The sequence below is a fragment of the Mycetocola lacteus genome (assembly GCF_003667575.1).
Lineage (GTDB): Bacteria > Actinomycetota > Actinomycetes > Actinomycetales > Microbacteriaceae > Mycetocola > Mycetocola lacteus.
Window position 1 is genome coordinate 97,667 of record NZ_RCUY01000011.1, and the last position, 22,697, is coordinate 120,363.

At 65.1% G+C, this 22,697-nt stretch carries 19 protein-coding genes, 2 tRNA genes and 1 pseudogene; 9 read left to right on the plus strand and 13 right to left on the minus strand.

The annotated features are described in order from the left end of the window. Positions 1 to 6 precede the first annotated feature (6 nt). The 6 genes from D9V34_RS18160 to D9V34_RS12750 all read left to right on the plus strand — a co-directional run bounded on the left by D9V34_RS18160 (position 7) and on the right by D9V34_RS12750 (position 4,602). On the plus strand, positions 7 to 246 hold the full coding sequence (locus tag D9V34_RS18160; protein WP_245991781.1) for a hypothetical protein: 240 nt from the start codon (positions 7 to 9) through the stop codon (positions 244 to 246). Between the two features lie 27 nt (positions 247 to 273). Continuing rightward, a complete protein-coding gene (locus tag D9V34_RS18165) occupies positions 274 to 699 on the plus strand; it encodes a hypothetical protein (RefSeq protein ID WP_245991783.1) in 426 nt (141 codons plus the stop codon). Positions 700 to 1,200: 501 nt separating this feature from the next. Next, entirely contained in the window at positions 1,201 to 1,893 is a 693-nt protein-coding gene (locus tag D9V34_RS12735) for a phosphocholine cytidylyltransferase family protein (protein WP_121686999.1), read from the plus strand. A 116-nt stretch (positions 1,894 to 2,009) separates the two neighbouring features. Then, positions 2,010 to 2,816: an ABC transporter permease gene (locus D9V34_RS12740; protein WP_121687000.1), complete on the plus strand. Its 807-nt coding sequence runs from the start codon at positions 2,010 to 2,012 to the stop codon at positions 2,814 to 2,816. After that, a complete protein-coding gene (locus tag D9V34_RS12745; protein ID WP_030148560.1) occupies positions 2,816 to 3,562 on the plus strand; it encodes an ABC transporter ATP-binding protein in 747 nt (248 codons plus the stop codon). The genes D9V34_RS12740 and D9V34_RS12745 overlap by 1 nt, the downstream gene beginning before the upstream one ends. Before the next feature lie 38 nt (positions 3,563 to 3,600). Continuing rightward, positions 3,601 to 4,602, plus strand: a complete 1,002-nt coding sequence (locus D9V34_RS12750; RefSeq protein ID WP_183091783.1) for a hypothetical protein — start codon at positions 3,601 to 3,603, stop codon at positions 4,600 to 4,602. Here the strand turns inward: D9V34_RS12750 and D9V34_RS12755 are convergent. The 5 genes from D9V34_RS12755 to D9V34_RS12775 form a co-directional block, all read right to left on the minus strand. Further along, positions 4,599 to 5,876: a CDP-glycerol glycerophosphotransferase family protein gene (locus D9V34_RS12755; RefSeq protein WP_121687001.1), complete on the minus strand. Its 1,278-nt coding sequence runs from the start codon at positions 5,874 to 5,876 to the stop codon at positions 4,599 to 4,601. The two genes, D9V34_RS12750 and D9V34_RS12755, sit on opposite strands and share 4 nt — an antisense overlap. 42 nt (positions 5,877 to 5,918) lie before the next feature. Continuing rightward, positions 5,919 to 6,827, minus strand: coding sequence for a glycosyltransferase family 2 protein (locus D9V34_RS12760; protein ID WP_121687002.1), 909 nt, complete (start codon positions 6,825 to 6,827; stop codon positions 5,919 to 5,921). Continuing rightward, positions 6,820 to 7,632: a CDP-alcohol phosphatidyltransferase family protein gene (locus D9V34_RS12765; RefSeq protein ID WP_030148556.1), complete on the minus strand. Its 813-nt coding sequence runs from the start codon at positions 7,630 to 7,632 to the stop codon at positions 6,820 to 6,822. Before D9V34_RS12765 ends, D9V34_RS12760 begins: the two co-directional genes overlap by 8 nt. Next, positions 7,629 to 8,699: a glycosyltransferase family 2 protein gene (locus tag D9V34_RS12770; protein WP_121687003.1), complete on the minus strand. Its 1,071-nt coding sequence runs from the start codon at positions 8,697 to 8,699 to the stop codon at positions 7,629 to 7,631. The genes D9V34_RS12765 and D9V34_RS12770 overlap by 4 nt, the downstream gene beginning before the upstream one ends. A 170-nt stretch (positions 8,700 to 8,869) precedes the next feature. Then, positions 8,870 to 10,978 (minus strand): S1C family serine protease, encoded by a 2,109-nt coding sequence (locus D9V34_RS12775; protein WP_121687004.1) that lies wholly within the window; start codon positions 10,976 to 10,978, stop codon positions 8,870 to 8,872. A gap of 203 nt (positions 10,979 to 11,181) precedes the next feature. On the opposite strand from D9V34_RS12775, the gene D9V34_RS12780 reads away from it, so the two are divergent. Continuing rightward, positions 11,182 to 12,378, plus strand: a complete 1,197-nt coding sequence (locus D9V34_RS12780) for an aminotransferase class I/II-fold pyridoxal phosphate-dependent enzyme (RefSeq protein WP_121687005.1) — start codon at positions 11,182 to 11,184, stop codon at positions 12,376 to 12,378. Positions 12,379 to 12,554: 176 nt separating this feature from the next. Here the strand turns inward: D9V34_RS12780 and D9V34_RS18170 are convergent. Next, positions 12,555 to 12,761, minus strand: a pseudogene (locus tag D9V34_RS18170) (CHY zinc finger protein); the annotation flags it as partial. 174 nt (positions 12,762 to 12,935) lie between these two features. Then, positions 12,936 to 13,790 carry a carbon-nitrogen hydrolase family protein gene (locus tag D9V34_RS12790; protein WP_121687007.1) on the minus strand — a complete coding sequence of 285 codons (855 nt, stop codon included), beginning with the start codon at positions 13,788 to 13,790 and terminating at the stop codon, positions 12,936 to 12,938. Positions 13,791 to 14,342: 552 nt separating this feature from the next. Here D9V34_RS12790 and D9V34_RS17600 point away from each other — a divergent pair. Beyond that, on the plus strand, positions 14,343 to 14,924 hold the full coding sequence (locus tag D9V34_RS17600; protein ID WP_147441567.1) for a hypothetical protein: 582 nt from the start codon (positions 14,343 to 14,345) through the stop codon (positions 14,922 to 14,924). A gap of 84 nt (positions 14,925 to 15,008) precedes the next feature. On the opposite strand, the gene D9V34_RS12800 is transcribed toward D9V34_RS17600, so the two are convergent. The 4 genes from D9V34_RS12800 to D9V34_RS18270 form a co-directional block, all read right to left on the minus strand. Next, positions 15,009 to 15,085 (minus strand) — tRNA-Met (locus tag D9V34_RS12800). Between the two features lie 129 nt (positions 15,086 to 15,214). Then, positions 15,215 to 15,291, minus strand: a tRNA-Met gene (locus D9V34_RS12805). 135 nt (positions 15,292 to 15,426) lie between these two features. Beyond that, positions 15,427 to 18,348 (minus strand): UPF0182 family membrane protein, encoded by a 2,922-nt coding sequence (locus D9V34_RS12810; RefSeq protein ID WP_281272265.1) that lies wholly within the window; start codon positions 18,346 to 18,348, stop codon positions 15,427 to 15,429. A 394-nt stretch (positions 18,349 to 18,742) separates the two neighbouring features. Further along, positions 18,743 to 19,645 carry an AraC family transcriptional regulator gene (locus tag D9V34_RS18270; RefSeq protein WP_121687300.1) on the minus strand — a complete coding sequence of 301 codons (903 nt, stop codon included), beginning with the start codon at positions 19,643 to 19,645 and terminating at the stop codon, positions 18,743 to 18,745. A gap of 80 nt (positions 19,646 to 19,725) precedes the next feature. Here D9V34_RS18270 and D9V34_RS12820 point away from each other — a divergent pair, with 80 nt between their 5' ends. After that, on the plus strand, positions 19,726 to 20,550 hold the full coding sequence (locus tag D9V34_RS12820) for a Rossmann-fold NAD(P)-binding domain-containing protein (protein WP_121687009.1): 825 nt from the start codon (positions 19,726 to 19,728) through the stop codon (positions 20,548 to 20,550). A gap of 66 nt (positions 20,551 to 20,616) precedes the next feature. Here the strand turns inward: D9V34_RS12820 and D9V34_RS12825 are convergent, their stop codons facing one another. Beyond that, the gene (locus D9V34_RS12825; protein WP_121687010.1) at positions 20,617 to 21,732 is read right to left on the minus strand and encodes a YlbL family protein; all 1,116 of its coding nucleotides are present in this window, start codon (positions 21,730 to 21,732) and stop codon (positions 20,617 to 20,619) included. A gap of 98 nt (positions 21,733 to 21,830) precedes the next feature. Continuing rightward, positions 21,831 to 22,580: a hypothetical protein gene (locus tag D9V34_RS12830; RefSeq protein WP_121687011.1), complete on the minus strand. Its 750-nt coding sequence runs from the start codon at positions 22,578 to 22,580 to the stop codon at positions 21,831 to 21,833. Between the last annotated feature and the right edge of the window lie 117 nt (positions 22,581 to 22,697).

Here is a 22,697-nt window from a genome sequence, read left to right on the forward strand (position 1 = left end):
TCCTCGGTGGTCTCGGCACCGGTCGTGGTGGGCGATGCGGAGGGTGCCGTCGCCGGAGATTTCGTCGCCGGAGATTTGGCCGCCGGAGACTCCGTCGCAGAAGTTTTCGTCGCCGAAGATTTCGTCGCCGCGGTCTTCGTCGCCGCGGTCTTCGTCGCCGCGGTCTTCGTCGCGGGTGACTCCGTCGCCGGGGCCGTCTTCTCGGGAGCTTTTTCGGCCGCGGCCGGTACAGCCGGAGCCGTCTGAGTGGGGTCTTGCGCGGCCGCAGCGCCCGTGGAGGACGTTGCCCCCGCAGCCGCCGTGGCCTTCTTCACGGGAGACTTCCGGACCGGAGCCTTCTTGGCCGGAGCCTTCGAAGCCGAAGCGTTTGAAGCCGGAACCTTCGAAGCCGAAGTCTGTGAAGCCGGAGCCTTCGCAGCCGAAGTCTGTGGAGCCGGTGCCTTCGCAGCGGGAGCCTTCTTCGCGGGGGCCTTGGCTGCGGGAGCCTTCTTCGCCGGAGCTTTTCTCGCCGGAGCCTTTTTCGCGGGCGCCGTCGCGGGGGCACTCTCCCCCGAGTCCCGGGCCAACGCACCGGAATCGGAGGGATCCTTGACGGGTTGTGGACGCGCGGGGGCAGCCTGTGCCGCGGCGGTCTTGGCCGTGGTCGCGCGCGGAGTGCGGGGCTTCGCCGGGGCCTTTTTCACTGCCGGTGCCTTCTGAGCAGCGGAGGACGTGCGGGTCCCCGACGACCCGGTGTTGGTTTTCCGCGCGCCCGCGGGTGTCACCGGTGTCGACGTGTCCGTCGTCGCCGGCGCGGATCCTTCCGCGTCCCGCTTGGCATTCGCCTCCGGCTGCGGCCCTGATTCTGTGGTTCCCACAGGTGATGCCCCCATCATTTTCACGTCTTCGTTACCGGATTTCTGGCCGTGCCCGGCGCACCGACGCGGCTCGGATTTCCGCGGTTTTTCTCTGCTTTAACAAACTACCAACCGATATATAAGATCCCGGTTAGCACCGACCGCGTGGCAGAACTCAAACCTGAGAAATATCCGAGCGTCGTGTTACGAAACGACAACGACCCTCCGCCCTGTGCCCCGAACTGGGCGTTTGCCAGCTAACGTAGATCAGGTGCATGACGGAGTGCGCTTACAACATCTGTCCGGTGAACAACTGGCAAACCCGCCCACTCCGGATGCAACACCGCTCTGATAGGGAGTTACATTGACGACACAGGTAGTAATCCTCGCCGCGGGCATGGGCACGCGTCTGGGGCGCTCGCTCCCCAAATCGCTGACCGAACTGAACGATGGCCGCACCATCATGCAGCAGCAGTTCGACAACATCCACCACGCCTTCGGCAAGAAGGTCAAGATCACCGTGGTGGTGGGCTACAAGCTTGAGCACATCATCGAGGCGTTCCCGGACGCCGACTTCGTTTTCAACGAGCAGTACGACCAGACCAACACCTCTAAGTCGCTCATGCGCGCCCTGGCGGCCTCCTCCAACGGCGGCGTGCTGTGGATGAACGGCGACGTGGTCTTCGACCCCGAGGTTCTGGTTCGCGCGGCCAAGGTTGTCGCCACCGACTCCTCGTTTGTCACCGTCAACACCGACAAGGTCTCCGATGAGGAGGTCAAGTACACGGTGGGCGCCGAGGGATACATCAAGGAACTCTCCAAGACCGTCACAGGCGGTCTCGGCGAGGCCGTGGGCATCAACTACGTCTCCTCGAGCGATAAGGCGGCGCTGCTGCGTCAGCTCGGTCGCGTGGACGACCAGGACTACTTCGAGCGCGGCATCGAGCTCGCGATCGAGCAGGACGGCATGCTCGTTGAGCCGATGAACATCTCCGACTTCTACGCGGTCGAGGTCGACTTCGCCGAGGATCTCGAGCGCGCAAACCTCTTCGTCTAGATCGTTTTTAGGCCGTCGCACCCAGGCGACCCATGCTTTGAACACCCCGCGTCTTCGGCCCGCCTGCGGGTCGGCGTCACGGGGTGTTGTGTTTTTGCCGGTAGATTGAGGCTGTGATGAGTACGACCACCCTACCCCGGCCGCGCCGTTCCCGCGCCGAGCGCTATCGCAGCGCGCTCTGGCTGCTCACCAAACGGGACCTGCGTGTGCGCTATTCCACGAGTGCTCTGGGGTATTTCTGGTCCATCCTGGACCCGCTGGTCATGGCCGGAATCTACTGGTTTGTGTTTGTTGTGGTCTTCAAGCGGGATGGGACGATCGGCGAGGACCCGTATATCGTCTTCCTGATCGCCGGACTGCTCCCCTGGATGTGGTTCACCGGAACCATCTCCGACAGCACCCGCGCGTTCCTGCGCGAGGCCAAGCTGGTACGCTCCACCTCCATTCCGCGCACCATCTGGGTCGCCCGGCTTGTGCTTTCCAAGGGCCTGGAGTTCTTGGCCTCGATCCCCGTGCTCATCATCTTTGCGGTGATCTTTGGGGCGCACGCCAACTGGTCGCTGGTGTGGACGTATCCGCTGGCGATCATCCTGCAGGCAATCCTGGTGCTGGGCATCGGTCTGATCGTGGCGCCGCTGGTGGTGTTCTTCCGTGATCTGGAGCGCGCCGTGAAACTCATCCTGCGCTTCATGTTCTACGCCTCCCCAATCGTCTACTCGACCCTGGACATGCCCAAGGAGATTCAGTCCTGGGCCGCGCTGAACCCACTCAGCGGCATCTTTGCGCTGTATCGTTCGGGGCTCTATCCCGAACAGCTGGTGGCCTTCCCGGTGATCATGTCCGTCATCATCTCGGTGGTAGTTTTGGGCATCGGCCTGCTCGTCTTCCGGCGCTGTGAGCGCGCGGTTCTCAAGGAGATCTAATGACCGAACCGATCATCTCGGTGACCGACCTGGGCATCCAGTTCCGCCGCAATAAGGCCCGTCGCCGCAGCTTCAAGGACCTGTTCGCCGGACGTAAGCGCCGGGCGCGCCCGAACCAGTTCTGGGCGTTCCGCAACCTCACCTTTGACGTGGCACCCGGCGAGGCCATCGGCGTGGTCGGTCGAAACGGCCAGGGGAAGTCCACGCTGCTCAAGCTGGTGGCCGGCGTCATCCTGCCCGATGAGGGTCGCGTTCGGGTCGGGGCCGGAGTTGCACCGCTGATCGAGATCACCGGCGGCTTTGTCAGCGACCTGTCGGTGCGCGATAACGTGTATCTGACCGCCGGGCTGCACGGCATGTCCAAGGCCGAGGTCGCCGCAAGATTTGATGAGATCATCGACTTTGCCGAGATCCAGGATTTTGTTGACACCCCGTATAAGCACCTCTCCAGCGGGATGAAGGTGCGGATCGCGTTCTCGGTAATCGCGCAGCTGGATGAGCCGGTGATCCTGGTGGACGAGGTCCTGGCAGTGGGCGATAAGTCGTTCCGCGAGAAGTGCTATCGCCGGATCGACGAGCTTCTTTCGGCCGGGAGAACCCTGTTCTTCGTCTCGCATAACGAGCGTGACCTTCGGCGTTTTTGCAGCCGGGGCCTGTACCTTGACAAGGGAAAGCTGGTCCTGGATGGGCCTATCGGCGAGGTTCTCGATCGCTATAACGAGGATTATAATAATCCCACGTCCTAATCCGGGCGGCCCCGTCCGGACAGGGGGAAGGGGCACGCATGGCGAAGAAACCACCGGTGTACGTGGTAACGGGGGTTCCCGAGCCCGAACGCTCCCCCGCTGATCCCGCCAGCATCGACGCGGTCCTGCTCCCCGGCACCACCTCGTCGGCGGCCCAGGACACTTCACGTCGCCCCGGTAAGCCGGGCACGGTCGGCTCGGCGAGCGATCCGGCCTGGGTCCGCGGAATCGACCGCCTGCTCTCGGTTCAGCGCCCCCTGGTACTCGCGCATATTCGCTCGATTCGCCGCCGTCACCCGCATGCCACCGGTGATCAGATGGTGCGTATCCTGGAGCGCCGCTATCTGACAGCCGTCACCTCCGGCGGTGCCGCGGTCGGAGCCACCGCGATGGTGCCGGCGATCGGCACCGGCATCACCATCGCCCTCTCCGGCGTGGAGACCGCCGGTTTCCTGGAGGCTACCGCCCTATTTGCGCAGTCGGTGGCCGAGGTTCACGGGATCGCCGTGAACGATCCGCTGCGCGCCCGAGCCCTGGTGATGACCCTGATGCTGGGTAATGCCGGCAGCGACCTGGTTAAAAACTTCACCGGCGATGTGCTCGGGCAGGGCAACAGCCGCCGGGCGCACTGGGGACGCACGATTGCCTCCTCGATGCCGCAGATGGTCATGGGTCCCTTCGCCGATCAGGTGAAGTCTCGCTTCATGAAGCACTTTGTTGCGACCCAGGGAACCACCCTGGTGGGCAAGGCCGTGCCCTTTGGCATCGGTGCGGCCATCGGCGGGGTGGGCAACCACGTGGCCGGGCGCGGGGTAGTCACCAGCGCGCGCACGGCCTTTGGCCCGGCACCCGTGCGTCTTCCCCAGGAACTCGAGCCGCTGGAACGCGCCGAGCCCCTGGTGGGACGGGTCCGCTCGGGCATCCGCGACCTGGGTGAGAAGATCCCACGGGCCCTCCCGGGACGTCGACGCCCCGGCAAGCCCGAGGCCCCCGGGAAGAACCGCGCACCGCGGCCCGAGGATCCCCAGAATCTCGCCTAGGCGCTCTCCTGGGTGTTGTGCCCCTGCGCGCTTGCCTCGTGCGCGCTGTTCTCCTCCTGCGCTGCGTATTCGTCCCAGCGCTCCATCAGGGTGTCCACGGCCGCGTGGAAGCGTGCGGTGGCCTCCCCCGGGCTGGTGTCCCCAAAGTAGTGGCGGGACCAGCGTCGTAGGCGCGCGGTGGCCTCGGCATCATCACGTACGCGCTCAACTTCAGCAACAATCCGTGCCGCCCCCTCGGCGGTGAGCCACTCACACTCCTGCAGGTAGCCGCCCGCATCGATCTCCGCTGCGGGGTTCACCGGTCGGGTGACCAGCACGGGCTTACCCACGGCGAGGCGATCGTAGATCATGGCCGAGATGTCCACGATGGCCACATCCGAGGCGGCGAGTTGCCACCCGAGCTCGATGCCCTGGTCGTAGACGTGCTTGGCCTGGGGATCGGCATGATTGGCGTGCTGGATCATCGAGATGATCTCGCGATTGGCCTGCGCATACGCGTGGTCCATGACGCCCGACCGCGGATGCGGGCGATAGATCACCCGATGCTGTCCGGTGCCCAGCAGGTTTTTGACCAGGGTGACACCATGCGTCGCGATGGATCCATAGGCCGCCGAGGCCCGGTCCCCCTCCCAGGTGGGGGCGTAGAGCACCACGGTGCGCTCATCCGGCACAAACGGCAGTCGACCGGCGAAGTGGTCGGCCTGCGGGCGTCCGATCGCGAAGGTGCGTCGGTCCAGATCGTAGTCCCACAGCGCCTGGGTGAGTCGTTCTCGGGCGGCGTCTCCGGCGATGAAGGCGTAGTCATATGACTTGAACTGGTTCGTGGTCATATACATCTTGTCGCTCTCACCGTGATTGATAAACACGTGCCAGCGACGCCCGTAACGGAACATCTGGAAGTTTTTGGCGTTCTGATTGACGTAGAACACGATACGAATGTCCTGCTCCTCGAGGGTGTCCTCCAGCTCGCGGACCGTGCGCACATAGGCCACATCCAGCGGGGATTCCTCCAGGAGCTGCGCGGCCGCGGTCGCGGTGCGGGTGAGCACAACCACCGGCCACTTTTTGGCCAGGCCCGCGAGCGGCTGATACCACTGGCGCATCTGGTACATGTTGACCTTGCCATCGGCAAAATAGACGGCGATCTTAAAGTGACCGGGGGTCAGCGGGGTCAGTGCGGCCAGCCGATGGGCAAGATCGGCCCGCGCACGGCGATTCGCGATCGCCTCGCCGAGGAGGTTCAGAGCCTTGCGGCCGTCGGAGATGACACCCATGTACGTTTCGTATCCAGTCGTTGACGTTGTGTTCGTTGCAGATTAGTAGATCGGTGGACGCCCGGCCCGGGTCATCCGCCAAATTGTGCGCCAGCGCAGGCGTTTGCGTCCACCCGGGGGTGTGCGAATGCCCTCGCGCCAGCCACCAAACCAGGGCTTAAGCGCCTCGGGTTTGCGCCACCAGCGGGCGATTGTGGCGAGGGTCCAGATTCCCACGTAGGCGATCCCCAGCGGCAGCGGGAGATTACGCCGGGCAATCCAGACGCGGTTACGCGCCGTTAACCGATAATACTGGCTGTGCCGGGTCTGCTGCACGACGGGGTGGAACGCCCGCAGGTCTCCCGCATACCAGGCGCGCAGGTCCTGATCCCACACCCGCCAGGCCAGTTCGATCCCCTCGTGGGCATAGAAGAACGGCTCCGCCCAGCCACCGGTGCGGTCAAAGACCGTGCGCGGCAGCAAGATCGAGGCCTCCATGCAGGAAAAAGCCGGACCGGATTCGCTCGGGTCGGGGCTGCCCGCGCGCGGGATCCAGTGTCGCAGGGTCTCCCCCGATTCGGGATCCATCATCCGAGGCTGCACCAGACCAATGCTGGGATCCGCGCGGATCAGGCCGATTGCCCGAGACAGGTAGTCGGTGTCGGGGAGCCAGGCATCGTCATCAAGGAAGTAGATGTACTCTCCGGAGACCTGCGCCGCACCGCGGTTGCGCCCGGCCGGGATGCCCTCATTGGTGGCCAGTGCATGGGCGCGCACACCCGCAGGCAGATCCACCGGCTGGTAGCCGTTGCCCACCACCACGATGTCGAGGTGAACGCCGGTCTGGGCGAGCACACTGTCGATCGCGCGGCGCAGCTCCTCGGGGCGACGGCCCTGGGTGAGGATCGCGACGCCCACGCTCGGCTGGCCAGCGCCGGCCCGGTCCGTGCCAGACCCTCCGCCGCTAGGCACGCAGCCGCTTCGAGGTCATGATGGCCACAAAGTGCCCAAACAGGGTGATGATGCCAAAGACCAGCAGGAACACCAGGGTCCCGCGCATCGCCAGCTCGCCGCCGATGAACAGCCCCACCACGGCCCCCACGAAGATCACCATGGTGAGCTCCACCGAGTGGAACAGGCGGTGGAAGGGCAGGAAGCGGGCGATCCGGCGGGCCGCCTGCAACAGTCCCGGCTGCGGAGCCGACTCGCTCACGCTGTAGGTGAGTTTGGGGGCACCGTAGGCGGCACGGGCGTTGCGGACCATGTCGTTGAGCGCCTTGTTCAAGATGATCACGATCGCCAGCCCCATGCCCAGGGTGGTCCAGAGGTAGTCCTCGGGGGCCTCGAACGGATAGCCGGCGGCACGGATGGCCAGCGCGATGGGGATCAGGGTCTCGGTTGAGTAGTGTCCCACCGAGTCCAGGAACGTGCCCGCCGGGGACGAGGTCTTACGCCAGCGCGCCACCTCGCCATCCGAGCAGTCCACAAGCATCTGCAGCTGGCCGAAGATGAGGCCGAGCACCGCGCCCCAGATGCCGGGGATCAGCAGGACTCCGGCCACACACCATCCGGTGAGGATCATGATGCCGGTCACGCCGTTGGCGCTGATCCGGGTGCGCAGCAGCGCCATGGTCAGATACGGAGAGAGGTCACGCAGATACAGCGAAGCAACCCAGTGCTCGGCGTTGCGTCGGGATCGAACCTCCGGCGGCTGAGCCACGGCGCGCAGCTCGGCCAGCGAGCCGGGTCGGGTGTAGCGAGGCTGAGAGTCGGTCATCGGCGGTTCTTACCTTCGTTTTTCAGCGCCGAGGTGGACCCGGCAAGGGAGAGATATCCCAGGATAAACCCGATGCCCCAACAGAAGTGAATACACGGGATGACGATCAGGAACCAGGCCATCGCCCGCGGGGAATCCTTCGACCCGACGGTGAGGGTGGCCAGCAACACCAGCAGCACGTAGCCGGCCGGGGCGATCCATCCCCACACCAGCGGGTTCGGGGTGCCCAGGGCCGCCTCGATGGTCCCGATGATGCCCAGAATGATGCCCACGGTGACCACGAGAACCATCAGCGGCGGCGCAAAATAGCGGATGATTCCGCGGCTCGGGAAGGTTCGGCTGAGTTCTCCGCGCCAGAGGCCGGTGGAGAAGAACTGGCGAATCAGGCGGTTCAGGCTCGGCCGGGGCCGGTACACCACGCGCATTTCGGGGGTGAACCACACGGTTTCCCCGCCCTTGGCCAGGCGGTGGTTGAGCTCCCAGTCCTGACCGCGCTTGATCCGTTCGTCAAAGAGCCCCGCGGCCTCCAGCGCATCCCGACGGAACACGCCGAGGTAGACGGTTTCGGCTGGCCCCTGGGTGCCTCCCACATGGTGCGGGCTGCCGCCGAGGCCCACCCGGCTGCCATAGGCGCGGGCCACGGCCTGCTCAAACGGGGTGGTGCCCCGGGCATCCATGATGCCGCCCACGTTGGCGGCACCCGTGCGCAGGATTGTCTCTACCGCCACCGAGGTGTAGTTGGGCGGCAGCACCGAGTGGGCATCCACCCGCACCACGATGGGCAGGGTGGTGGCACGAATGGCAATGTTCAGCCCGGCCGGGGTGGAGCCCACCGGGTTATCGATCACCCGAATCCGGGGGTCTTCGGCCGAAAGCTCGGCCACCAGCTCGTTGGTGCCGTCGATACTGGGCCCCACGGCGATCGCCACTTCAAAGGGGCCGGTGTAGTCCTGAGCCAGCAGTGAATCAACGGCCGCACGTACGTGGGTGACGTCGTTGAGCACCGGCATAACGTATGAGACGCCGGGTAACGTGGTCTCGGAAGGGGCAGAAAAATGCTCCGACATGGTCTCCGCTCGCGGTATTGTCCGAACTAGAGCGTATCAGTCTCATCCGGGATCATGCTGCGGGAACGCCGCAGCCGGGTGTTCACGGCCCCGGATATACGGCGGCGCCCGCCGTGTTGGGAAACACGACGGGCGCGCGATGGCCGTGGAAGGAGGCCGGTGGATCGGGCCTACTTCACCGAGAGGGTGGCCAGGGTCACGTTGGCGGTGCCCTGGTTGGTGCCACGCACGTAGGTGATCTCCACCTTGGTGTCCGGCGCGTAGGAGCGAACCTGAGCGGTCAGATCGTTGGCGCTGGCGACGGGCTTGCCGTTCACAGCGGTCACGATGTCCCCCGCACGCAGTCCGCCGGCCTCGGCGGGTCCACCCGCGGTGACGTCCTTGATCAGGGCGCCGGCGGTGGTCGCGTCGGCGACGGTCGAGGCATCCTGAACGGAGGCACCCAGCAGGCCGTGGGTTGCGGTTCCGGTCTTGATGATCTCGTCGGTGATCCGCTTGACGGTGTTCGACGGGATCGCGAAGCCGAGCCCGGCGCTGGCACCCTGGGTGCTGTTGTCGCTCTTACCCGGGTCGACGATGGCCACGTTGATACCGATCAGTGAGCCGTCGGAGTTCACCAGCGGGCCGCCCGAGTTACCCGGGTTGATCGGAGCATCGGTCTGCAGCACACCGATCGGCACCTGAGCCTTCTGCTGGCTCTGCGGGTTCTGCTGCGGGTTCTGGCCGCGCAGGTCAAAGCCCCAGTTGTGACCGTCGGAGTCACCCGAATCGCCGTTCTGGTCGTTTCCACCGGCGCTGGAATCATTCTTCGGCACCGCGGTGGAGGGCAGGCTCAGCGAGCGGTTCAGCGCGCTGACGATACCGTTGGTCACCGAGTTGGGCAGATCCAGCGGGGCACCCACGGCGATGGCCGCCTGGCCGACATTGAGCTTGTCGGAGTCGGCGAAGTTGATCGGGGTGAAGTCGCTCACACCGTCCACCTTGATCACGGCGAGGTCGTTCAGCGGGTCGCTACCAACGACCTTGGCGTCGTAGCGACGACCGTTGCTGTCCTGCACCTTGATGGCCACATCCGTGGTGGCACCATCCAGGGTGACCACGTGGTTGTTGGTGACGATGTAACCGTCCTTGGTGAGCGCGGCACCGGAACCGGTCGCGCTGCCGCCGGAGGACTGCACCGAGATGGTGAAGGTGCTGGCCAGCGCACGGTGGGCGGCGGCGGCAATCTGATCGACCTTGGTCTCATCGTTGACCGAGACGGTACCGGCACCCACGTTTCCGGTGGAGGAGATGTGGGACTGGTTCGGGGCGATCAGGGCATAGGTGGCCGCACCGATTCCACCACCGAGCAGGGCACCAACCGCGAAGCCTGCGACCACCAAAACGGGGGCGCGACGCTTCTTAGGCCCGGGGGCCGCAAACGCGTTCCCCGAGTTCGGGGGTGTGCCACCGAAGCCGGATCCGCCGGCGGCGTGGGCACCGGGGTGCTGGGCGCTCGAGCCGGGGTAGGCCGGAGCGGCACCCGGGTAGGCGGGAGCCGCGGCCCCGTAGGCCCCCGGAGTCGAGGCGTGGGCACCCGGCGCCAGCGGAGTAGTGGCCGCGGTGGGCGCGGAACCGTGAGCAGCCGGGGCAATCGGGGTGGTGGCCGCGGTGGGCGCGGAACCGTGAGCGGTCGGGGCAATCGGGGTGGTGGCCGCGGTGGGCTGAGCCGAGTGTCCGGGCTGAATCGGGGTAGTCGCAGCGGTCGGCACCGAGGATGCGGGCGGCACGGGCTGGGTCGGCGCGGTGTGCTGGGCCGGGCTCGCGGGCTGAGCGGCGTGGGTCGATGCCGTGGGCTGCTGTGCCGTCGGCTGGTGATTCGTGTGCTGCTGTGCGGCGCTGTACGCGTTGGTCGGCTGCTGTGCCGACGGGTAGGCGGGGGTCGCCGGCTGCTGCGACTGGGCGGGTCCCGCGGCGGTGTATCCGTCGTGGGTGGGCAGCGGCGGAGCCGGACGCGGCTCGGTGGCCTGGTGCGCGGCGGGGGTGACCGGGACGGCCGGGCTCACCGGCGCTGCCGATCCGGCCGGGCTGGCCGGTACGGCTTCCGTGGCCCGGTGTGCGGCGGAGGCATCAGTGGCCGGCACCTCGGGCTGAACCGCGGTCTCGGTCTGGTCGGCCGATACTTCGGGGAGGACCCGCGTCTCGGCCTGGGTGTCTGTGGTGTTGGGGGTAACGGCGGACGTTTCGCCGGTGCCGTCGGCCCCGGTAGTCGGATCGACCTCGTGAGGGTTGTGAGTCATGATTGCTCCTTCCAAGCACAGCCAGCTTGTCGTGCGAACCTGAACGTTTCTTAAGCGCCAGCTGTGGAGTATCCAGCGCCCTGTTTTGCCCCGGATTTCCGGGGTTCCGTAACGATACGACTTCTTCATCGTAGCCGCCGCTAGGCTGGAGCGGGCCGGAAATGACGCCGACCCTTACACATTCTTTAGCAAAAGGACTGGGCATGAACGCTCTCGCTGGTTGGTCTCGAGCCGCAAGAGGTGCGGGGCTCCTCTCCCCCACGGGCGCCCCGGCCGCCTCAATCTTTTCCGAGATGAGCGCCCTGGCGAGTGCAACCGGGGCGATCAACCTGGGGCAGGGTTTCCCCGATGAGGACGGCCCAATCGAGGTTCTGGATGCCGCGCGGGAGGCGATTGCGGCCGGCGTCAACCAGTACCCGCCCGGACGCGGTACCGCGGATCTGCGCCTGGCGATCGCCGAGCACCGTTCTCGCTTCTGGGGCGACACCCCCGATCCCGAAACGGAGATCCTGGTCACCGCGGGCGCCACCGAGGCCCTCGCGGCCACCATCCTGGGTCTCACCCAGCCCGGGGACGAGGTGGTGACCTTCGAGCCCTTCTATGACGCCTACGGCGGCCTGATCGCGCTGGCCGGTGCCACCCACGTGACCGCGACGCTGCACGCCCCGACGTTTACTCCCGATCCCGATGAGCTGCGGCGAGTCATTACCGACCGCACTCGGCTGATCATCGTGAACACCCCGCATAACCCGACCGGCGTCATGCTCTCAACAGAGATCCTGGACCTACTGGTGGAGCTCGCCCACCGTCACGACGCGATTATCGTGACCGATGAGGTGTACGAACACCTAACCTTCGAGCGCACCCACGTCCCCGTGGTGACGCGCCCCGGTGCCGCAGAGCGCACCCTGACGATCTCCTCGGGTGGCAAGACGTTCGCCACCACCGGATGGAAAATCGGCTGGATCAGCGGCCCGGCGGAGCTGATCACGCGGGTGACCACCGTCAAGCAGTTCCTGTCCTACGTCAACGGTGCCCCATTCCAGCCGGCGATAGCGGTGGGACTGCGACTGCCCGACACCTACTTCACCGGGATCGCAGCAACGCTGCGAGGACGCCGCGATCGCCTGGCAGCGGGACTCTCAGCGGCCGGATTCGGAGTATCGCTACCCGACGCCGGGTATTTCATCGTCGCCGATACCGCGCCGCTGGGCTTTGCCGATGCGACCGAGCTGGCGCGCGAGCTCCCCGGAAAAATCGGAATCGCGGCGATTCCGGTGTCGGCCTTTGTCCTGCCCGAACATCGCGATCACACCCGCAGTCTGCTGCGCTTCGCGTTCTGTAAGCGGGACGAGGTTCTCAGCGAGGCACTTACCCGTCTGGAGACCCTCACGGTCTAGGCTGCCGCGCGCTCGATTTCACGCTCGGTGGCGAACATTGCCGGACGCTCAGTGGCCAACACGGCCGTCCGTTCGGCATCGAAGTAGTGTGGGGCGTGCATCGCGAGGTCCGGGCTAAACCCTGCCGCACAGTCGGGGCAGCGGTTCACCTCAAGATACGTCGCGATTGTCAGCGTGGCTGAGCACGCCCCACACAGAATCGCCGGTTCACCCCAGGTTGAGCGCGGCCAACGCTCAAGCCGGTGATCGGCGTCTTCATCATGGCAGCGGAAGCACGGGTAATAGCGAGAGCAGCACGGAACGAGGATGGCGACAATGTCGTGGTCACCGGAAAAGTGAACACAACGAGTCTCCTCGTCCAGCGTTGCTCCATATACTCGCACGTTGCCCTCCCCAAGGCATTTTTCGTTTGCTCATGTGCCACCGAGATTACCGCAAATCACCGGCATTTCCGAGGTTTTTCCCCAGATTAGGGCCGGTAATGCGGCCCCAGTTGGGGGGCAAAAATGAAGCGGGGAGTGACGATCAATAGCGAAATTTCGCGTAATTCCGCGGATCTAGTCGGTTTTTGTGGGGAGTGGTGATCCCGCCCGAGGCAGGACGCGATAGCGGCGCAGAGAGAGCGCGGGATTGGTTTCACGCACCGCCTCGATGTGGGCCGGATCGAGGTCTCCGAGGGCCAACCCCGTTTCGGCACCGAGCGTGGCCAGAGCGATACCGGCCGGGTCAACAATGACACTGGCACCAATTCCGCCGGGTGCACTCTGATCGGCGGCCACCACATAGGCAGTGTTCTCGATCGCGCGGGCAGTGGTCAGGGTGGACCAGTGATGCTCCTTATGCCGCCCGGGAACCCATTCCGAGGGCACCAGGATGACATCGGCACCGGCATCCACCAGAACGCGGGAAGACTCGGGGAAGCGCAGGTCGTAGCAGGTCTGCAGTCCGAAGGTGAGTCCGCCGATCCGGAAGAGCTCGTCGGGGCCCGAGGTGTCTCCGGGGGCGATCCAGTCGCTTTCTCGGGTACCAAACGCATCGTAGAGGTGACGCTTACGGTAGCGGGCCTGAATGCGCCCACTCGGGTCGATGGCCACCACAGTGTTGGAGACGTGGTCGGTGCCCAGGGATTCGAACATCCCAAAGACGATCCAGAGGCCCAGTTCACGGGCCGTCGCCGACACACGCTGAACGAAGGGGCCCTCCAGGGTCTCCGCGTACTCGCGGACCTCCGGGCCAAATGGCGGCCGGAACCAGGCCGAGTACTCGGGGAACACGATCAGTTCGGCTCCGCGATCGCGCGCGGCGCGAGCGAGCCGAAGCATCTCGGTGTGATTATGGTCGGGCTGGTCATCGGGGGCGAACTGTCCGACGGCCACTCGTACGATGGCTGAGTCCTGGGTCTCGACGGTCATAAATTCCACCCTAGCCGCGGCAGCGCGCCGGTGGTGGTCCACGCGGCGTGGTGCACGGACGTGCAGTTGGCGCGCACGGACGGGGCGATAGAGCGACCCGAGCGTGCATCCAGATCTTCGTATGCGTGTCGCATCACGCACCCACCAATTCGATCCACCCCGGAACCGGAGCGTGCGGTCGGTCCCAGGGTGGATCGTTTCAGGCTAATGGTCGACCGTGTTCCCCCCAAGGTAACGGTCGACCCGAATGATCCACGTGATATATGGTCCCCCGACCACATATCCCACACCGTATTGCTACGGTGCCGACTCTTAGAACCCGAATCTCCGAGCCGGGTGAATCACTATGTAAAGACTAAGGCGGGCACTTCCAGCCACCGAGAGTGCTGTCGCAATCTGTGTGCCACATTGTCGCTGCTAGGCGTACCCCATCCCGAGCAGTGCCATGGGTGTATGCAACTCTCCTGAAATCTCATCAAACATGCGGGTGCCGCTGTTAGCGTCTGCCTATCTCCGCGATCGCGGAGATCACACCTACTCCTCGGGGGATGTATGACCACTACCGGCTCACCGTTCCGTTTTCGAACCGTCATGGTTGCCCTGACGGCTCCCACGCTTCTCCTCTCGGGATGCTCGGCACTGCCGGGATTCCTCGAGGGTGAGGGCTCGCTCCCGGCCCCAGGGTCCTCTGGCGCAAGCTCCCCTGGCGCAAACTCCCCTGGTGCAAACTCCTCTGGTGCAGGCTCCACGACGCCCGCAACCCCGGGTAAAGCGGCACCGGCTCAGGACTGCGCGGCCATCCTCCCCATTCTGGGCACACTACCGCCCCTCACCTTGGATGCCAACGCCACCGACTACTTCACCGAGTATGCGGATTCGGTTTCGCGAGCACTTGATGCCAGCACCAACGGCGAGATTACGGCCGCACTCACCGGGATCAGCGCACAGCTCACCCGAGCTTCGGACCTCAGCAACAAGCTGGCCGCGCTGAGCGACACTTCGGGACTGAACCCGGCACAGCTCCTCGAACGGACCCAGCAGGCCGCCGCGCTCACCGCAGAAGCCCCAGCAATTTTCGCCGATCTGTCCACGCAGGTTGGTACGCTCACGAATCTGTGTCCCCAGGTGAAATAAGCCCACCGGCGATTCCGACACACAAATCAGGCAAAGCAAAAAGCCCCCGGAAACCGGGGGCCTTTTCTTGCGATCTTGTCGCGATGGTTGCGGGGGCAGGATTTGAACCTACGACCTCTGGGTTATGAGCCCAGCGAGCTACCGAGCTGCTCCACCCCGCGTTACGTTTGTTAGCTTATCACGCCCCCGCAGGCGAACCAATTCGAGCCGTAGGGTCGGCGCGTCCCCCGCATGACCAGGCAACAAAAAATCCCCGGATCTTCCGATCCGGGGATTTTGGTGTTACCACATGGTTGCGGGAGCAGGATTTGAACCTACGACCTCTGGGTTATGAGCCCAGCGAGCTACCGAGCTGCTCCATCCCGCGTTACGTTTATTACTCTACCGAGTAGATCCTCGAAGCGCCAATCGAGCGATTCCCTCGGCGTGGCGCGAGCCCTCCCCCGCTCCAAAAAACGAACGGCGCCATCCCGAGGGATGACGCCATTCGTGTTGGTGCCGGTTACTTCAGCGCGGCGTTGGCGCGGTCAACCGCGTCACTCAGCGCCTTGTCGGCGGTGCCATAGGCGGCCCAGTCTCCCGACTCGAGCGCCTTCTGCTTGTCCTTCATGGCCTGGGCGGCATCATTCAGGGCGGTGCGCAGGTCCTCGGCCTTAGCCGGGTCCACCGGCGCATCGGTGCTCGGGGTCTCGGTTCCGGGGTCCGGTTCACCGGTTCCCGGGTTTTCCGTCCCACCCGGCTCGGTCGGCACGATGCCTCCGTCGCCGGCGCTCGCACCCGAGTCTCCACCGAAGAGCTCATCCAGAGCCTCATCCAGCGTCGACTTGAACGCGATCTTGTCACCGAAGGCCACCAGCACACGCTGCAGCAGCGGGAACTTGGTGGTACCGCTGGACTGCACATACACGGGCTGGACGTAGAGCAGACCGCCACCCACGGGAACCGTCAGCAGGTTACCGTTGATCACCTCGGTCTGACCCTGCTTCAGCAGGTTGATCTCCTTCGAGACCTCCTGGTTTGCGTTGAACGTGTTCTGCACCTGACCCGGACCGGGGATCGCATCCCCCGAAGTCAACGTGAGCAATCGGAGCTTGCCGTAGTCGGCGCTCTTTTTACCCTTCTCGTTTCCGGCGTTTGCATCGGCGGCCAGGTAACCGGTCAGCACGTTACGGCTGTCTTCACCCTTGCCCGGCGGGATGAAGGACGAGTAGAGCGAGAAGCTCGGCTTGTCCTGACCCGGCATCTGCATCGTCAGGTAGTACGGCGGCTGCAGGCGCGGGTCGTCCTTCTTGGACTGCGGGTCGGACGGGGTGATCCACTTGTCGGTCTCCGAGAAGAACTGGCCGGCGTTGGTGACGTGGTAGTCACCGAGGATCTTGCGCTGCACCTTGAACATGTCGCTCGGGTAGCGCACGTGGCTCAGCAGGTCACCGCTCATCTCGGAGATCGGGCGGATCGTGTTGGGGTAGATCTTCTGCCAGGTCTTCAGAATCGCGTCATCGGTGTCCCACGCGTAGAGCTTCACCGAACCGTCATACGCGTCCACGGTCGCCTTGACCGAGTTGCGCATGTAGTTGATGTCATCCAGCGCGAAGGACTGTCCACCCTCGGCGTCCTGAATCGAGTTCGAGAGGCTCACGGTCTTCGAGTAGGGGAAGTCGGCCGAGGTGGTGTATCCATCCACGATCCAGACGATCCGGCCGTCTACCACCGAGGGGTACGGGTCCGAGTCCAGGTCGAGGTACGGGGCCGCCTTCTTCACTCGGGCCGCCGGGTCGCGGTCATAGAGGATCTGCGAGTCGTTGGTCACATCCGAGGACAGGAAGATCTGCTCGGACTGGAACTTCAGCGCGTACACCAGCTTCTTGAAGATGTTGTCGAGCTTGGGTCCACCATCACCGGTGAACGTGTAGTAGGCCTGCTGGTCACCCTCGCGGCTGGCCGGGTAGTCCAGCTCGATCGGGTCGGTGCCCTTGGGGGCGCCCACGATCGAGTAGCGCGGCGACTGCTCGCCGAAGTACACCCGCGGCTCGAACTTACCCAGCTCACCGGTGGAGGGAATTCCCGACTGCATGAAAACGGGCTGACCATCGGAGGAGCGCTTGTTACCGTAGGCGGCAACCAGGCCATAGCCGTGGGTGTAGACCAGCGAGGAGTTCACCCAGTTCGCGTCCAGGCCGGCCTGGTTGAGCTCACGCACGGCGACCACGGCGTCCTGGCTGCGTCCGTCGATCTCGTAGCGGTCAACGTCCAGGACCTTGGGGAAGCTGTAGTACTGCTTGAACTGCTCGAGCTGCTGGAACGACTTGGTCACCACGGCCGGGTCGATGATCCGGATGTTTGCGGTGGTCTCGGCGTCCTGACGCAGCGCGCCCGGCTCGGCGTCGGTGGTCGCGGCATAGGGAATCTCCTGGACATCGCTCAGCCCATAGGCCGCCCGCGTCAGGTCGATATTCTTCTGCAGATAGGGGGTTTCCAGGGCCTTCTCATTCGGCTGAACCTGGAAGCGCTGAACCAGCGCCGGGTAGGCCAGGCCCAGAACCAGCGCGGACACCAGCAGCAGCGCGGTACCCACCACGGGCAGGCGCCAGCGGCCCACAAACGCGGTCACAAAGAACAGGATGGCCACCAGTGCGGCGATACCGGCGAGGATCATCTTGCCGGGGATCGTGGCGTTGGCATCGGCGTAGTTCACACCGGTAAACCGGCTGGACACGGTGGTCAGGGTCGCGTACTGGTCAAGCCAGATCGACACCGCCTGCAGCAGCAGGTAGACGCCGGCGAGGACGGCGATCTGCACGCGGGCATGCTTGGAGATGCGCAGCTCGCGACCGCTCAGGTGAATCGAACCGTAGAGGTAGGACACCACGGCGGTGAGGATCAGGCTGAGCAGGATCACGGCGGAGGCGAAGGCCACCACGCCGCGGAAGAAGGGGAGGTCGAACATGTAGAACGACGCGTCCAGACCAAACTGCGGGTCGGTGGTTCCGGTCGGGGTCGAGTTGAACCACAGCAGAACCTCCTTCCAGCGTCCGGCCACCGAAAGACCCGCGAAGAGGCCCAGGACTACCGGAATGCCGTAGGTCGCCAGGCGACGCAGCGGCTCGATCAGTTCCTGGTAGCGATCCAGCTGGCTGGAGAGCTTGGCATAGACCGGTCGCAGGCGGTAGGCCAGCTGAATGCTGAGCCACACCGGCACCGCCATGCCGATAAAACCGATCAGGAACATGGCGCTGGTCCCGATCCACTGGGTGGCAAGCACCTCGGTGAATCCCAGCTGGTCATACCAGAGGAAGTCCGTGTAGAAGCCGGAGAACGCGAAGAATGCGACGACGAGCACGCCGACGATAATCACGGTCAGGGCAAGGGGAGACCTCTTTTTTCTGGGGGCTGAAGTTGATGCAGTATTTGATGCTGACGTCACAGTAGGCCTTCGTTGGTATTCGGGGTCGTCACCCCAGTCTACGCGGGAAACGCCGGGCGGGTCCCGCCCGGCGACGCAATTTCATGTCGCTGTCGACACTCTCCTAGGACGTGGGTGTCCCCACTTCGGGGGTGGCCGGTGTAACCGGTGCGGCACCGGTTGTTCCCAGAATGTTCAGGCTGGTGATCCAGAGGCGATCCAGTTGTGCGGGATCATTGGACTCCGTTGCACACGGCACCAGCTCCTCCAGCCGAGCAGCCAGTGCACGTCATGTATCACACGGGGGCGGTTTGAACTTCAGCGGTCAGCGTAAACGGATTCTGCGGAAGATTGAATAGCGGACATGGTTGCGTGCGCGACGGACAGGCGCCTACCCCGGGGCGATCCCTGAAGGTCAGTCCGCTTCGGTCACCCTCCGGCGACGCCAGCGACCGGGCGAGACTCCATAGATCCGCCGAAACGCGGTGGAGAACGCATACTCGTTGGCGTATCCCACTCCCGCGGCAATCGTGGCGAGTGACGCCTCACCACGGGTGAGCGCATCGGCCGCTCGTCGCATCCGTAGTACCGTCAGGTATCGTCCGGGCGGCTCCCCCACCATCGTCCGGAACCGCGCGGCAAAGGCGGCGCGGGACAGACCGACGATCCCGGCCAGCGCATCCACCGTGTGTGCGGCACCGGGGTCCCGGTGAATCGCCCGCAGGGCCGGGGCGAGCAGTGGATCGGCCAGGCCGCGGTACCACCCGGGGCATTGACTGTCAGGCCGGCCCCACCAGGTGCGTAACGAGTAGACGAGGATCAGATCAAGAATCCGATCCAGGATGGATTGGCGGCCGTCCTCCCCCGAATCGGCCTCGGTGGCCATCACCTCCACCAGCACACGATGGGCCGGCTCCAGCTCGCCCGAGCGCAGCACTACGACCCGGGGCAGCGTGGCCAGGAAGGCCTCGCTCAGCCCACCCTCCATCCGGTATGCCCCGCAGAGTATGCGTGCATCGTGGACCGCGGGCTCATCCGATCCCCGCATCCGCGCCTCGCCGATGGGCTCCACCGGGACCCCGGGCGCGCTCACCAGCGTGTAGGGCGTGCCGGCGGTGACCAGCACCACGTCGCCTGCGGCCAGATCCAGCGCCGGAATTCCCGGGACCTCGATCAGACCCGCGCCGCGCAACAGGACGTGCGCCGTCAGCGCGCGACCGCCCGAAAACCCCAGACCCCAGGGGGCGCGGCGATCCAGTATCGAAAACACCGCACCGCGAGCCCGAGCCTGACTCAGCTCCTCCGAGAGAACATCCACATCCTCATCGTAGACGCACACGAATCTTTTCGAGCCGAATAGGCATTGTTTGGAACCTTCAGCGTTTCTAGTCTGGGCCCATGACAGCATTTTTGATTCTCGGCGGCACCGGTAAGGTGGGCCGCCGACTCGCCACCCACCTCTCATCTGCAGGTGTCAGCGTCCGCGCGGTCGGCCGCCGGACCGCCATCCCGTTCGACTGGGACGATCCCACAACCTGGGGCGCCGCGCTTGAGGACATCACCGGCATCTTCATCGTGGGCCCCGGCTCGGCCCGGGACTGGTCCCCGGCCCTCGCCGCGTTCCTGAACCAGGCCCTCGATGCCGGGGTCACCCACGCCGTGCTGCTCTCGGCCCGAGGAGTGGAGTTTCTGCCCGACGGCAACGTGGCCCGTGCCGAGGCCGCCATCGCCCGGGCACCGATTCCGCAGACCATTCTGCGTCCCACACACTTCGCGCAGAACTTCACCGAGGCCATGTTTGTGCCCCGCGACGGCCGGGTGCGGGCACCGCTGGGCGAGGGGCTGGAGCCGTTTATCGACGTGCGCGACATTGTCGAAGTTGCGGCCACCGTCCTGATTGAGTCCGCATCCGCCGCGGGCACGGTCCATACCGGAGTCATCGAACTCTCCGGTCCACGGGCGCTCTCGATGACCCGGGCGCTGGAGATGATCGCCACGGCCACCGGTGTTCCCGCGCGCTTTGACAACGAGGATGAGGACACCCACCGCGAAACGATGCGCGCCGCGGGGGTCCCGGAGGAGTACATTCGCTGGCGGCTCGCGATGCTGCGCGGCATTCGTGATGGCAAGGATGCCTACCTCAGCACCGGGGTCCGTGCGGTGCTGGGACGCGAGGCTACATCCTTCGCCGAGTGGATCGAGCGGGAGATGCGCACGCGCTGATTTTGGTGTCAAAGCGCCAAAAAGCAGTGCCGACCGGGGTGACCCGGTCGGCACTGCTGCACCACCCTACTTGCAGGTGGGGAGGGCGTCGAGGTCGCCCTTATTCTTGATCGTGTCCAGGACCTTCAGCGAGTCGGTCAGTTTCTCGGTGGAGAACACCCGCAGCCCGTCGGGTACGTGACCCACGACCTCGTCACAGTTCGAGGCGGGGGCCAGGAAGTAGGTGGCACCGGCGTTCTTGGCACCGTAGAGCTTCTGCCGAATACCGCCGATCGGTCCCACGGTTCCGGCCGCATCGATGGTTCCGGTGCCGGCCACATGCGCGCCGCCGGTGAGGTCATCGCCGGAGAGCTTGTCGATGATCCCCAGGGCAAACATCATGCCGGCGCTGGGTCCGCCGATGTCGGCCAGGTTGATCTTGACCTCGAAGGGGAAATCGAACACCTCGCCCGTGCCCACGCCGATCACCGCGCGCTGGGAACCGTCGCTCGCGGTGGCCAGGGTCGGCGTCATATCGATCTTCAGCGGGGCACCATCGCGGGTGACCTCCATCGTCAGCGCCTTCTCGGTCCCGTTCTCCTTGACCAGCTTCTGCACACCCTCCAGGTCGTCCACCGGGGTTCCGTTGACCGAAACGACCTCATCGCCGACCTTGAGCTTGCCATCGGCCGGAGCGCCGCCCTGAATCATGGTGACCCGGAGGTGCGAGGGAACCGCATAGCCCTGGTGTTTCAGCGCCGCGGCGATCGCGTCCTGCTGGGAGCTGACCATGAGCTGCTGGTTCTGCTCATTGCGCTGATCGGTGGTCACACCGGCCGGGTAGATCTCATCAATCGGAACCACGGTGCGCTCCCGATCAAACCACGAAGAAATGACGCTGAGCCAGGTGGCCGGACGCTCACGGTCACCCAGAAGCTGAACCGTCAGCAGGTCAAGGTTGCCGGTGGTTTTATGGGTCTGCTCACCGTTGATCTCGATGATCGGAACCTCTTTGTCCTTGATCATCGTGGTGCCCAGGGTGTTTTCCACCGGGCCCGGCTGCTGCACCAGATAGGTACTCGGGGCGAAGGCCAGAATCAGCAAAAGGCCCATCGCGACCAGCAGAAACACCCAACCGGTGCGGCGACGACGCGCACGCGGGTCACTCTGCTGTGCGGCATGGGGCTGTTCAAATAGCGACACGGGGGCCTTTCCTCAACACAGAGCCGCACCACGGGAGCCGTGATGGGGCATAGACATCCAGACTAGAGCCTGGAAACCTCAAATTCACTGAGATCCACTCACTCCACACCGGCGACGCCGCACAGGGCGAAGCCCGCGCCGTGCTGGATAGTGAGTTCCTCCTCCTCGCCACGCAGCGTGCAGGAGACCTCGCCGTCGGGGTGATCGCTGACGACGCGGATCTCGGCATAGTCGCCGACCGCGATATCCAGCCGAATGGGTTTCAACGCGATCAGGGTGTCGGAGTACTCGGAGCCATCCGGACGCAGCACGGTGTAGCGGGCGGGCACGGGAGAGGAAGCCGCAAGCTCGACGCTGACGGTCCGCGCCCCCTCGGCGGGCGTCACATCCACGATCCGGGTTCCCGCGACGCCGCCGCTGTTCACCGCAACCCCTAATCCCAACAGCAGGCACAGCGGCACCACCATCAGCCAGCCCAGTGCCCCCACACATACGGCGACGATGGACAGGGTGCGACCGCGTCCGGCGCGCTGGATCGCCACCGCGCCGGCGCCGGCGGCCAGGCCGCGCCGGGCCAGGATGCACTGCCAGAGGCCAAAGATTCCGACCGGAAAAAACAGAATTGTCCCGGTGATCGCCAGCGCCAGGTTGGGACGCAGCGGCACCACCTCGGTCTCCTGAAGCAGCGCGGCGTCGGCGTCGGTAGCCTCGGGGGCCGCACGGTCCAGTGGTGCCGGGAAGCTGGGGAGGGCCTGGGCCGGATCCACCTCGTTCACCTCATGCGGGAACGACGCCGACGGGTCGCCAGCGTCATGATCCGGGGTGTGCGGGCTGATACTCGGGTCCATTCCTTCGGGGATGTTATTCCTCCATCCAACCATGAATTTGTCCGGGGCCCGGTTTTCGGCCCGTCACGCACACTGTTCGCGGCGGGCGGACGATAATTGCCCGAAAAACCGATGCCG

What these genes read in the sequence shown, in the direction of transcription:
- D9V34_RS12830 (WP_121687011.1), bottom strand. Translation starts at nt 22,580, where the DNA reads ATGGACCCGAGTATCAGCCCGCACACCCCGGATCATGACGCTGGCGAC.
- D9V34_RS12745 (WP_030148560.1), top strand. Translation starts at nt 2,816, where the DNA reads ATGACCGAACCGATCATCTCGGTGACCGACCTGGGCATCCAGTTCCGC.
- D9V34_RS12775 (WP_121687004.1), bottom strand. Translation starts at nt 10,978, where the DNA reads ATGACTCACAACCCTCACGAGGTCGATCCGACTACCGGGGCCGACGGC.
- D9V34_RS17600 (WP_147441567.1), top strand. Translation starts at nt 14,343, where the DNA reads ATGACCACTACCGGCTCACCGTTCCGTTTTCGAACCGTCATGGTTGCC.
- D9V34_RS12765 (WP_030148556.1), bottom strand. Translation starts at nt 7,632, where the DNA reads ATGACCGACTCTCAGCCTCGCTACACCCGACCCGGCTCGCTGGCCGAG.
- D9V34_RS12780 (WP_121687005.1), top strand. Translation starts at nt 11,182, where the DNA reads ATGAACGCTCTCGCTGGTTGGTCTCGAGCCGCAAGAGGTGCGGGGCTC.
- D9V34_RS12755 (WP_121687001.1), bottom strand. Translation starts at nt 5,876, where the DNA reads ATGGGTGTCATCTCCGACGGCCGCAAGGCTCTGAACCTCCTCGGCGAG.
- D9V34_RS12770 (WP_121687003.1), bottom strand. Translation starts at nt 8,699, where the DNA reads ATGTCGGAGCATTTTTCTGCCCCTTCCGAGACCACGTTACCCGGCGTC.
- D9V34_RS12750 (WP_183091783.1), top strand. Translation starts at nt 3,601, where the DNA reads ATGGCGAAGAAACCACCGGTGTACGTGGTAACGGGGGTTCCCGAGCCC.
- D9V34_RS12740 (WP_121687000.1), top strand. Translation starts at nt 2,010, where the DNA reads ATGAGTACGACCACCCTACCCCGGCCGCGCCGTTCCCGCGCCGAGCGC.
- D9V34_RS12790 (WP_121687007.1), bottom strand. Translation starts at nt 13,790, where the DNA reads ATGACCGTCGAGACCCAGGACTCAGCCATCGTACGAGTGGCCGTCGGA.
- D9V34_RS12820 (WP_121687009.1), top strand. Translation starts at nt 19,726, where the DNA reads ATGACAGCATTTTTGATTCTCGGCGGCACCGGTAAGGTGGGCCGCCGA.